This window comes from Streptococcus sp. DTU_2020_1000888_1_SI_GRL_NUU_041A, assembly GCF_032387735.1.
Classification (GTDB): Bacteria; Bacillota; Bacilli; order Lactobacillales; family Streptococcaceae; genus Streptococcus; species Streptococcus sanguinis.
Genome location: NZ_CP135591.1, coordinates 2,508,623 through 2,520,163, shown reverse-complemented (window position 1 = coordinate 2,520,163; position 11,541 = coordinate 2,508,623). Strand labels below are relative to the sequence as shown.

Below are 11,541 nucleotides of genomic sequence, written 5' to 3'. Positions count from 1 at the left end.
AACTTCCCTCCTTTTCTATAATTTTCTGATTCATACGCATCTTATTTTATCATAAAGGTTCAAAGTTTTCCACAAGAACTGGAAAAGAATTCACATTGTTAGCTAAAGTTATCCACAGAATGTGAATAAAGCTAAACTTCCTTATTCTAATAGGCTTCCTAATTGATTTAACAGTGGATAATTTTGTTATTTTAAAAAAAAGAAAATAACAGTTTTATTTAAAACTGTTTATAATTCTTTGATATTCTTCTTCGCTTTCAAAAGGAATAATCAGCTTTCCTTTACTCTGGCTTTTTAACTGAATAGAAACTTCCAGACCAAGAATTTTTTTAATTTTTTCCTCTTCAGATTTAGCAAACAGTTCTTTATTAGGTTTCTTTTTGAGACTCTTTTTTTGCTGGAGAAGCTTTTCAACTGCTCGAACCGATAAATCTTCTCGATAGATTTTTTCCAGCCATAGTAACTGTTCCTCTTCTTTTAAAGGAACTAGCAGACGGGCATGTCCTTGAGAAATCTCTTCTTCCTTGATAGCTTGACGAACTTCTTTAGACAGCTGTAAAAGTCTGACAATATTGCTGATATAGGGTCTAGATTTTCCCATGATTTTAGCAATTTCATCATGTGTCAAGCCTTTGTCAATCAAATTTTGATAAGACTCAGCTTCTTCTATAGGATTCAAGTCTTCTCTTTGAAGATTTTCGATAATGGCCTGTTTCAGCATTTCATCATCAGATAATTCTTTGACGACAGCTGGGATCGTTTCTAGGCCAAGAAAAGAGGCAGCTCTAAATCTCCGTTCTCCTGCTAAAATTTCATAACCAAAAAGTGAAGATTTCCGAAGAATGATTGGCTGAATGAGACCATTTTCTTTGATTGATGCCGCTAATTCTTCAATCTTTTTTTGTGAAAATTGTTTACGAGGCTGATAAGGATTGGTTCGAATGTCTTTAAGTGCAATATATTGAAAGTTTTCCATTTGTATATAGAATAACACACCTTTACGATTGTGTAAAGGTGTGTTGACAATCTTGTAAATAGGTTAATTTGAGCTTAACTCTTTTGTTGATTTAGTGAGTTTGATTTTGACTGTTTGAGATTTACCATCTCGATAATAAGTAATTTCTACTTCATCTCCAATACTATGCTTGTAGAGAGCAGATTGTAAATCACTAGTGGATTCCACATCTGTGTTATCTACTTTTGTAATGACATCATTTTTTTGAAGCTTGCCATCAGCAGGCATTCCTTGCTGAACAGAACGAACAAGAACACCTGATTTCACTGAAGAAGGAAGATTTAATTTAGAAAAATCAGAAGTTGTCAGATTAGATAAATCCATCATTTGAATTCCTAAAGCAGGACGTGTGACTGTTCCATTTTTCTCAAGTTGATTGATAATATTTACGACATCATTAGATGGAATCGCAAATCCCATCCCTTCAACAGAGGTTTGGCCATTTGTTGAGATTTTACTTGAAGTAATCCCAATAACTTGTCCTTGTATGTTAATCAACGGACCGCCAGAGTTACCAGGATTGATTGCAGCATCTGTTTGCAGTGCAGTTGTTGAAATATTTTCACCATTTTCAGATTGTAACGTAACGTTTCTGCCTAAACTAGAAATAATTCCTTGTGTGACAGAGTTAGCATATTCTGTTCCAAGAGGACTTCCGATAGCGATAGCTGTCTCACCAACTGTCAGAGATTTAGAATCTCCAAATTCAGCGACATCAGTCACTTTTTCAGAGCTAATTTTAACGACAGAGATATCTGAATAAACATCTGATCCAACTACTTCACCTGGAACCTTGTTTCCATCAGCTAGCAAGATATCTACATTGGTTGATCCGTTAAGAACGTGGGTGTTGGTTACTAGATAGGCTGATTTTCCGTCTTTTTTATAAATTACGCCAGAACCTTCACTGGAGATTTGTGATTCATCGTTGGAAGATTCATCATTGATAACGCTGCTAGAAGATTCAGCATAAGTAATTACTGAAACAACCGCATTTTGAACCTTTTTCACAGCTTCTGAAATGTCTGTAGAGTTTTTATATGAAGTAGTTACACTGGTTGTTGAATTTCCATTCATTTTTACACGTGAAGTTACTAATGTAGTAACATAATTCCCTAAACTTCCGCCGATAAAACCTACAATTAACACTGCAAAAAGCAATAAAGCCTTTTTGATGGCATTTGAAGAGTTTTTCATGTTTTCCTCCTTGAATTACAATTGATGAAATTATAGTTAGCTAAACTTAATTATAACTTAAATCCTCTAAGTTTTCCACACCTTGTGGAAAACTTATAAAAACTGTTGATAGGAATTAGAAAATACACAGATTAGCCGATTTCCAGATAAATTTTACTTGTTAATAAAGTGTGAAGTATAGATGAATATGATAGAATATACTTATGAAAATAAAACTTGTAACAGTTGGAAAACTGAAAGAAAAATATTTAAAGGATGGAATTGCTGAATACATGAAGCGTCTCAATCGATTCTGCAAGGTGGAAATGGTTGAGCTAGCGGATGAAAAAACACCTGATAAAGCTAGTGATTTAGAAAATCAGCAGATTCTTGAAAAAGAAGGAAATAAAATTCTGGCTAAAATCAATGAGCGTGAATTTGTTATTGTTTTGGCAATTGAAGGAAAGCAATTTCCGTCAGAAAAGTTTAGTCAGCTCATGATGGATACTACAGTGCATGGCTTTTCTGATATCACTTTTGTTATTGGGGGAAGTTTAGGTTTATCTCCTGCTGTAAAAAAACGGGCAAATCTTCTGATGAGTTTTGGCAAATTAACGCTACCTCATCAACTGATGCGCCTTGTTTTAATAGAGCAGATCTATCGAGCTTTTATGATTCAGCAGGGGAGTCCTTATCATAAGTAATCTTGACGGCAACCCTATTTTCTGATAGAATGAGATGGTATTGGTCTCATAGCTCAGCTGGATAGAGCATTCGCCTTCTAAGCGAACGGTCGCAGGTTCGAATCCTGCTGAGATCAGAAAGGTAAAAAAATGCGAAGTATTTTACAATATTTCGTGTTTTTTTCTTCTATTTTTTTGGTATAATGTCATTTTGGGGATAAAAAATGACATTTCAGGGAAAATTGTCACTAACTCTTTCTATTTTTCTATAATGATAAATGTAAGGTGACTTACAAGATAAAAAGATAGGAGATAGTTATGAAAATCTATTCTTTTCAAATTGCTGCAAATAGCAATTCACTTGTTCAAACCTTTTGGGATTTAAGAGGTGTTCCAAATCCATGGGGTTGGATTTTTGGAAGATAAGAATTTTAAAGTTTAGGGGAGAAATTTATGTCACTTGAAATAATAGGATTAATTGTTCATCCTTTTATTAATGTAGCTGCATTTTTGGTGATTTTATCAAAAATCACTAAAATTAATCATACTCGCTTTTTTGTAGCTGTTTGCTTTGGTCTTGAGATTATAATTCCGTTTATAATTGCTTTTTTAGGGCATGTGTTTTCATTTGAAATCTCATTTCCATCTTATACGCTGTCATTTTTTCTCCCTCTATTTATAGTTTGGTATTTTTGTAGAGTTGAAAAAATTAAAAAATATCAATCTTTCTTACTTTCCTTATTTTTATGTTTGTCAATTGATAGCTCTACTACTTTCTTTTCAGTTATTATTTCATCTGTTTTAGGAGATGATTTTGTAGCTCAGTACATGGGCTTGTTTCTGACATGTATCAACTTAATATCCTTGTTCTTTATGGTAAAGGTTATTGATATTTTTGATTTCAGAATAGATTATCTTAAAAGAAGTTTCTTTAAATCTCAGATTCTGATGATTAGTAGTTTATATGCAATAAATTGGCTGATTTTAAATCTCTCTCACTGGATTAGTAATATAAAGCATTTCAACAGTTTTAGCAGTATGATTGCTACTATTTGTTTCTTGGCCTTTCTTTCTACCTTGGTGACATTCAAGGACAGCCGTGAGAAATACGAGAAAGAAGAGCGTTTGCGTCAAAAAGAATCTGAACAGCTTCGACTTCAGGAATATACTGATGAAATTGTGAGCTTGTACTATGAAATCAAAGGATTTCGTCATGATTATGCTAGCATGTTGACGAGTATGCAAGTGGCTATTCAAACTGGAGATATCAAGGAAATTGAGCACATTTATCAAGAAGTTTTGGCTGATGCAAATTTGAACCTGCGTTCAGATAAATATACAGTTTTTGATTTGAATAATGTAGGAGATTCAGCTTTAAGAAGTGTCATGACTGAGACAATCTTTCAAGCGCGTGAACATCAGATTCAGCTGACTTTTGAAGTTAAGGATAAAGTGGAACGCCTTCCAATCAAGTTGTTAGATCTTGTGAGAATTGCTAGTATTTTATTAAATAATGCTATTGAGAGTGCCATTGACAGCCTGGAAAAAATTGTCCATGTTTCTCTGGTTCAACTGGATGATAGAACCATTTTTGTTGTTCAAAATTCTCGTAAAGAAGGAAAATTGGATTTGGAAGAACTCTATCAGCCCGAATTTTCAACTAAAGGAGAAAATAGAGGCTACGGATTAAATAACATCAAGGAAATTTTAGATAGGTATGAATTTATCACTCTTGATACACAAATTGAGCCAAACAATTTTACACAGATTTTAACAATTAGGAGATAGAATTTATGAAAGTGTTAGTTTTAGAGGATACCGTATCTCATCAAGTCAGGATGGAAACGACATTAGCAGAAATTGCTGAGGAACTTGGAATTGACATCCAGGTTCAGGTTACAGGAAAAATCAAAGAATTCAAAAAATATATTGAAAATGGAGACGTTAACCAGCTTTATTTTTTGGATATTGACATTAAGGGGGAGGAAACAAAAGGGCTGGAAGTAGCTCAATTTATCCGTCATCATAATCCTTATGCCATTATAGTTTTTGTAACCTCAAAATCTGAATTTGCTACTATGACTTTTAAATATAAAGTATCAGCACTTGATTTTATCGATAAAGATATCAACAATGATGCTTTTAAAAATAGAATCAAAGACAGTATTCTTTACACTAAGAGTACACTAATTGAAAATACCAATATGGTAGATTATTTTGAATATAGTTATCGTGGCAATGATGTTCGAATGCCTTATAACGATATTTTGTATATCGAAACGACAGGGAGCTCTCATAAACTTCGGATTGTCGGTAAAAATTTTCTTAAGGAGTTTTATGGAACGATAACAGATATTCAAGAAAAAGATCAGCAATCTAAACGATTTTTTTCACCACATAAATCTTATCTGGTTAATATTGGCAACATTGTTGATTATGACAAGAAAAATCGAGAAATTATTTTTTATGAAAATCATCGCTGTCCGGTCACTCGTTTAAGAGTGAAATATTTGAAAGATATTTTCGAAAATAAAGGGAAAAGAGTTGACAAAGCTTAAAAACCTGATATAATGGAATATGTTCTGAAAGAGAGCATACCATATGGTCCGTTGGTCAAGGGGTTAAGACACCGCCTTTTCACGGCGGTAACACGGGTTCGAATCCCGTACGGACTATATTATCCGGCATAGCTCAGTTGGTAGTAGCGCATGACTGTTAATCATGATGTCGTAGGTTCGAGTCCTACTGCCGGAGCTAGAGACACTCCTAGTGGGTGTTTTTTTATTGTTCAAAAAAAAGGCCTTCACTAGCATTGTACTGACCCCAAAAAGTTAGACAATTTATTTAAGCGAAGGATTTAGTTCTGTATTGCACAGGGCTAAGTCCTTTTAGTTTGACTTTGATTCGTTTGTTATTGTAGTAATCAATGTAGTCTACAATAGCTTGCTCAAGTTCTTCTAAAGACCTAAAGTTCTTCTCATAACCGTAGAACATTTCGGATTTCAAGATGCCAAAGAAGGACTCCATCATGCCGTTGTCTGGGCTGTTACCCTTGCGTGATATGGATGGCTGAATTCCCTTACTCTCTAGAAACCGATGATAAGAATCATGTTGGTATTGCCAGCCTTGGTCACTATGGAGAATTGTATTCTCGTAGTGTTTCTCTGTGAACGCCTGTTCCAACATCGTTTTTACTTGCTCTAAATTTGGTGAAGTAGAAAGATGATAAGCAATGATTTCACTGTTATATCCATCTAGAACTGGCGATAAATACAATTTCTGCCTGCTATTTGGAATGGCAAACTCTGTCACATCCGTATAGCATTTTTCCATTGGCTTGGATGCTTCAAACTGGCGTTGAATGAGATTCTCTGCTTTCTTGCCAATCTCTCCTTGGTAAGAAGAATACTTACGTTTTCGACGAATACGTGCCATTAAACCAAGGACTTTCATCAGACCTTGGACCTTTTTATGATTGACTACGAAGCTACGATTTCTTAGTTCAAGAGTAACTCTCCGATAGCCATAATTTCCTTTATGCTCACTATAAATTGACTGAATTTCAGCTTTAAGTTCTTGATTCTTATCTGGTTGATCTAGCTGTTTTAAGTGATAGTAGTAAGTTGAGCGAGCTAAATGTGCCGTTTCAAGAAGTAAATCTAATCGAAATCCTCCTGAAACCATTTCTCTAACTGTCTCTGCCTTTCTCTCTCTAAGGCTTCGTCCCTGTCTTCTAGCTCTTTTAACTTTTTTAGGTAGGCCACCTCGGTACGTAGACGCTCATTCTCCTCTTGAAGTCGCTCTAGTTCTGTCATTTCTTCCCAAGTTTTCTTCCGTTTACGTCCCATTTTAGCTGGTCTCCCTCTTGTTTTCTCGACAATAGTATACCCGTTTTTCTTGTATTGTGCCAGCCAATTTGAAAGTAATCCACTACTTGGGAGAGCATAATCCAGAGAAACGCTTAGTTGCGAACGACCCTCAAGTAGGACTTTATCAATCATTTTTTGTTTTAATTTTTTCGAGTAATAACGGTTTTTCCCTTTTTTGGCGATTTCTATTCCGTAGCGATCAATCAATCGGATTAAGTACTTAAGATTTGAAAGGTTCATTCCATATTTATCTGAAAGTCGCTTTAAGCTGATTCCTTGTTTTCTTAGTTCATAGATTCGAACTTTATCCTCATAAGTTAATTTCATTTAAAAACACCCCAAAAGTTAGATTTTTCTGTCTAACTTTTGGGGTGCGGTTCACATTTTAATGAAGAGCCTTATTTTTTTATATTGGTAAGGAGCTGTTTTTTTGATATATTTACATTCTCTGCCGTTTTCTACGTAGAAAATTATAGCAAACAAATAAGATTATGCCAGATATGAAGGCAATGCCACCTTCTTTCAGCCCATTAGGAATGAAAGTGAGGACAACTTTTCCTTCTCCTTTTTTCACATCTAATTTCATAAAGCCGTTTTGAGCTCGTTTTAGTGTGACAGGCTTCCCATTAAGAGTGGCTGACCATCCCTTATCATAAGGAATGGTAAAGAATAATGAAGTATCCTTTTCCGCTCTATAGTTTGTTTTTACTGTGTTTAAATCAGTAGTTGTGGAAACGGGCTGCTCTTTTAATTTTTGAATGACATTTTGATATTGCTCAGTATTAACAGCAAAAAATTCTGGCGTATCAAATGAAACTGTCGAATTGTTTGGGAATGTAAAGCGAACAGACACTGTCTGACTTTGACTGAAATAGCCAGCATTAAAGAAAGGAAATACATTATTAGTTGTATAACGTTCTGTAAAGTTATTGACAGTAATGTCAACATCTGTTTGATCATCATTACTAAAATCAATCCCAGCAACATTAACATATAGTTGACTGTTAGCAGGTACATTGACAGTATAGATTACACTAGCAAAGCTTGTATTATGCTCTCTGTCAACATCCACAGTCACTCTGTTACCAATTTGTTTGACATTTTCATTAGTAGTTATAGCATCTACTTTATCATAATATTTAAAATCAAAGCCAGTTAATTGATTCAAAAATTCTGTCTGATTATCTAAAGTCAAATTTGTAAACTTGACATCATGGTAAACATCATTGGTCAGAAAAGCTAAACCAAGAGCAGCATCATTTTGGTAGAGAGACATTTCTTTTTCAGTTTTCTCAGGAAGAAAACCAAATTTTTGAGGATCTGTCTCAGATAGATTGTAGCGAACACCAAAAATACTGTCCATTAAAATACTGTTGTTTTGATAACGTAGATTCAGATTTGTTCCTGCTGATTTAAAACCAAGTTTATCTAAAGTAGAACTTGCCTGAGTATTTCTGACAGATGAGAACTGGGAAATTCCATTGTAGTTGAATTTCATACTGTCATTTCCCGTTTGTGGATTCAATCTTTCAGTTCTAAAAAAGTCAATATTTTCCTTTTTGGAATAATTGACAAGCTTGTCAATCTCGTCAAGGTGACTGGAATATGAAGAACGAGTGGCAAATACCCATTCTTTAGCAATTCCTCCAACTTGATAATAGGAATTAAGCGACAATTCAAAAGTAACAAAGAAAAGCAAGACAGGGAGAATGATTTTTGGTTGAATCGAAGATTTTGCTAAGACAAAGCTAATCAAGAGATAAGCCAGCAGAAATTCTAATGTTAGAATATAATTCTCAGGAGCCAAAAAGTCATAATGTTTTCTCTGAATAAAAGTAAGAATGAATCCGAGGCTGAGCAAAGTGAAACTAATGGCAACATTCATTACTTTCACATCTTTCCAACGATTTAAAGTCTCAGCAGCCATATAGATAACTATCAGAGAAAATAGCCAAGAATAACGATGAAGAAACATGTTCGGAGCATGCATTCCCTGCCAAAGTAAGTCTAAATATTGAAGATAAAAACTAGCTATGAAAATTGCAATAAGTAAAAAGTAGCAAAGTTTCACGTGAAACTTAACAGATTTTAAGGTAAAAAATAAGATAGCCAGAATCAATGGGAAGGTGCCGACATAAATCATAGGGATAGAACCATACTTGGTTGTATCAAAACTCCCAATAAAATTTTTAGCAAACACATCTAAGAACCAACTTTTTTCTGTCAACAATAACGAAACTTTTGTTAAGGTTTCACCATGAGTACTTATATCTAGGTAAGTTGGTAGAATCATGATTAGGCTAGTAAGACCTGCTAAAGCAGATACGACTGTAAAGTCAAGTAAACTTTTAATTCTATTTTTGAAATCCCAAGATAATTGAAGAAGGTACCAAAAGACCAAAAAGATCGCCATCATATATCCAAAATAATAGTTTTGGATGAAGAGAATTGACAATGTTGTAAAGTATAGTACTCTGCCTTTTCCAGTTATCAACCTATGTAAACCTAGGACTATCAAAGGTGCAAGGATAAACACATCTAGCCAGGTTTTAATTTCCAATTGACTGACTGAAAAACTCATTAAAGAAAATGAAGTTGAAAGAGTGATGATGAGTAAAGTTGGAATCTTTTTAAATATTCCTTTGATACTGATAAAGGTAGAAAGTCCAATTAATCCGAACTTGATTAAGGTAAATAGATAGACGGCATCTGGCATTGATTTCAAATCAAAGAAATAAACCAAAGGAGATAGGAAGCTACCTAAATAATAACTGGATAAAGCATAGAAATTCTGTCCAAGTCCACTGGAGAAAGTATAGAAAATACTATCTGTGCCATGAAGAATATTTCTTAGGTTGGTATCAAAAATGACATATTGATGAAAGCCGTCACCAAGCAAGGGAGACGTTTCGCTATTCCAGTAAATTCCATACATCAAGTAGACAAAGAACATGATGAAAAATGGAAGAAAGAAGGCACAAAAATAAGGCCAATTTTTTTTAAAATATTCTTTAATGTGATTCATATTTCTTATATAGAAAGAGGCAGAAACGTTGTTTCATGCCTCTGTAAAGCTTTGTAAACGTAAATTGACAAGGAATTAATCTTTCCAAAGTTCTTTAACTTTTGCCTGAACTTCTTGATTTTCCAAGAATTCATCATAGGTTTCGTCAATGCGGTCAATCACACCATTTTTAGATAGGACAATGATATGGTTGGCCAAGGTTTGAATAAATTCATGGTCATGACTGGCAAAAATAATGGATCCTTTGAAGTTTTTCAAGCCATCATTTAAGCTGGAGATTGATTCCAAATCTAAGTGATTGGTTGGATCGTCCAAGACTAAAACGTTGGATTTAAGCAACATCAGCTTAGATAGCATAACCCGAACTTTTTCTCCTCCTGACAAGACATTGACAGACTTGTTAACCTCATCTCCAGAAAAAAGCATGCGTCCAAGGAAACCTCGGAGGAAGGTGTTGTCATCCTCTTCTTTGCTAGCAAATTGACGCAGCCAGTCAAGGATTGATTCACCACTAGCAAAGTCACGAGAATTATCTTTTGGTAGGTAAGATTGACTGGTTGTGACACCCCACTTGACAGTTCCTTCATACTCAATATCACCCATTAAAGCACGAATTAAAGCTGTTGTTTGGATGTCGTTTTGACCAATCAAAGCTGTTTTATCGCCAGGACGTAAAATGAAGTTAATATTATCAAGAATAGTTTCTCCGTCTATCTTGACAGAAAGGTTTTCCACTGTCAAGAGATCATTACCGATCTCACGTTCTGCTTTGAAGCTGATAAATGGGTATTTACGGCTAGATGGAACAATTTCTTCTAATTCAATCTTGTCAAGCATCTTTTTACGAGAAGTTGCTTGTTTTGATTTTGAAGCATTGGCAGAAAAACGAGCAACAAATTCTTGAAGTTGCTTGATTTTTTCTTCTGCTTTGGCATTTCGGTCAGCGAGCAGCTTAGCCGCTAGTTCACTTGATTCTTTCCAGAAATCATAGTTTCCAACATAGAGTTTGATTTTTCCAAAGTCAAGGTCGGCCATATGAGTGCAGACTTTATTCAAAAAGTGACGGTCGTGGGATACAACAATAACTGTATTGTCAAAATCGATAAGAAAGTCTTCCAGCCAAGTAATAGACTGAATATCCAAACCGTTAGTTGGCTCGTCCAGAAGTAAGACATCAGGTTTACCAAAAAGGGCTTTGGCTAAGAGTACTTTGACCTTGTCTCCGTTAGAGAGCTCGCTCATATTTTGGTAGTGAAGATCTTCCGGAATATTGAGGTTTTGCAATAATTGAGAGGCTTCACTTTCAGCTTCCCAGCCACCTAGTTCAGCAAACTCTCCCTCAAGCTCGGCCGCACGTACACCATCTTCATCAGAAAAATCAGGCTTCATATAAATAGCATCTTTTTCTTTCATGATGTTGTAGAGATGCTCATTTCCCATGATTACAACATCAATAGCCCGTTCTTCTTCATAGTCAAAGTGGTTCTGGCGAAGGACTGAAAGACGTTCATTTGGTCCTAGAGAAATGTGGCCTGTTGTTGGCTCGATATCGCCAGCTAAAATTTTTAAAAAGGTTGATTTTCCAGCACCGTTAGCTCCAATCAATCCATAAGTATTTCCTTCTGTAAATTTGATGTTGACTTCATCAAACAATTTTCGGTCACTGAAACGCAGTGATACATCTGATACTGTAAGCAATGTCTTTCTCCTATATATATAATCTTCTTCATTTTACTAGAAAACAGAACTTTTTTCAAATAATTCTGAGATAAA

The 11,541-nt window shown here is 34.9% G+C and carries 9 protein-coding genes and 3 tRNA genes; 7 read left to right on the top strand and 5 right to left on the bottom strand.

All coding sequences use genetic code 11. The features are described 5' to 3' along the window. Positions 1–214 precede the first annotated feature (214 nt). Positions 215–976 carry a ParB/RepB/Spo0J family partition protein gene (locus RSK81_RS12525; protein ID WP_315686999.1) on the bottom strand — a complete coding sequence of 254 codons (762 nt, stop codon included), beginning with the start codon at positions 974–976 and terminating at the stop codon, positions 215–217. A 63-nt stretch (positions 977–1,039) separates the two neighbouring features. After that, complete coding sequence (locus tag RSK81_RS12520; protein WP_002927420.1) at positions 1,040–2,212, bottom strand: S1C family serine protease; 1,173 nt, start codon at positions 2,210–2,212, stop codon at positions 1,040–1,042. A gap of 203 nt (positions 2,213–2,415) precedes the next feature. On the opposite strand from RSK81_RS12520, the gene rlmH reads away from it, so the two are divergent. The 7 genes from rlmH (at position 2,416) to RSK81_RS12485 (ending at position 5,628) form a co-directional block, all read left to right on the top strand. Continuing rightward, a complete protein-coding gene (gene rlmH, locus RSK81_RS12515) occupies positions 2,416–2,895 on the top strand; it encodes a 23S rRNA (pseudouridine(1915)-N(3))-methyltransferase RlmH (RefSeq protein ID WP_315686997.1) in 480 nt (159 codons plus the stop codon). 42 nt (positions 2,896–2,937) lie between these two features. Beyond that, positions 2,938–3,011 (top strand) — tRNA-Arg (locus RSK81_RS12510). A 181-nt stretch (positions 3,012–3,192) separates the two neighbouring features. Beyond that, a complete protein-coding gene (locus RSK81_RS12505) occupies positions 3,193–3,300 on the top strand; it encodes a hypothetical protein (protein WP_002894290.1) in 108 nt (35 codons plus the stop codon). A gap of 27 nt (positions 3,301–3,327) precedes the next feature. Continuing rightward, complete coding sequence (comD, locus tag RSK81_RS12500) at positions 3,328–4,662, top strand: competence system sensor histidine kinase ComD (protein WP_002927417.1); 1,335 nt, start codon at positions 3,328–3,330, stop codon at positions 4,660–4,662. Positions 4,663–4,667: 5 nt separating this feature from the next. Continuing rightward, entirely contained in the window at positions 4,668–5,432 is a 765-nt protein-coding gene (gene comE, locus RSK81_RS12495; protein ID WP_002899424.1) for a competence system response regulator transcription factor ComE, read from the top strand. A 45-nt stretch (positions 5,433–5,477) separates the two neighbouring features. Beyond that, a tRNA-Glu gene (locus RSK81_RS12490) sits at positions 5,478–5,549 on the top strand. 5 nt (positions 5,550–5,554) lie between these two features. Continuing rightward, positions 5,555–5,628 (top strand) — tRNA-Asn (locus tag RSK81_RS12485). A gap of 90 nt (positions 5,629–5,718) precedes the next feature. On the opposite strand, the gene RSK81_RS12480 is transcribed toward RSK81_RS12485, so the two are convergent. The 3 genes from RSK81_RS12480 to RSK81_RS12470 all read right to left on the bottom strand — a co-directional run bounded on the left by RSK81_RS12480 (position 5,719) and on the right by RSK81_RS12470 (position 11,466). Beyond that, positions 5,719–7,070 (bottom strand): IS3 family transposase gene (locus RSK81_RS12480; protein WP_111681466.1). Its coding sequence is split into 2 segments (ribosomal slippage): positions 5,719–6,620 and positions 6,620–7,070, totalling 1,353 coding nucleotides; the frame shifts between segments, so codons are not numbered across the junction. A 112-nt stretch (positions 7,071–7,182) separates the two neighbouring features. Beyond that, entirely contained in the window at positions 7,183–9,768 is a 2,586-nt protein-coding gene (locus RSK81_RS12475) for a YfhO family protein (protein WP_002927412.1), read from the bottom strand. A gap of 75 nt (positions 9,769–9,843) precedes the next feature. After that, a complete protein-coding gene (locus RSK81_RS12470) occupies positions 9,844–11,466 on the bottom strand; it encodes an ATP-binding cassette domain-containing protein (protein WP_002899531.1) in 1,623 nt (540 codons plus the stop codon). Positions 11,467–11,541 lie beyond the last annotated feature (75 nt).

Coding starts and splice junctions, on each gene's coding strand:
- comE (WP_002899424.1), top strand. CDS start 4,668: ATGAAAGTGTTAGTTTTAGAGGATACCGTATCTCATCAAGTCAGGATG.
- RSK81_RS12525 (WP_315686999.1), bottom strand. CDS start 976: ATGGAAAACTTTCAATATATTGCACTTAAAGACATTCGAACCAATCCT.
- rlmH (WP_315686997.1), top strand. CDS start 2,416: ATGAAAATAAAACTTGTAACAGTTGGAAAACTGAAAGAAAAATATTTA.
- comD (WP_002927417.1), top strand. CDS start 3,328: ATGTCACTTGAAATAATAGGATTAATTGTTCATCCTTTTATTAATGTA.
- RSK81_RS12520 (WP_002927420.1), bottom strand. CDS start 2,212: ATGAAAAACTCTTCAAATGCCATCAAAAAGGCTTTATTGCTTTTTGCA.
- RSK81_RS12505 (WP_002894290.1), top strand. CDS start 3,193: ATGAAAATCTATTCTTTTCAAATTGCTGCAAATAGCAATTCACTTGTT.
- RSK81_RS12475 (WP_002927412.1), bottom strand. CDS start 9,768: ATGAATCACATTAAAGAATATTTTAAAAAAAATTGGCCTTATTTTTGT.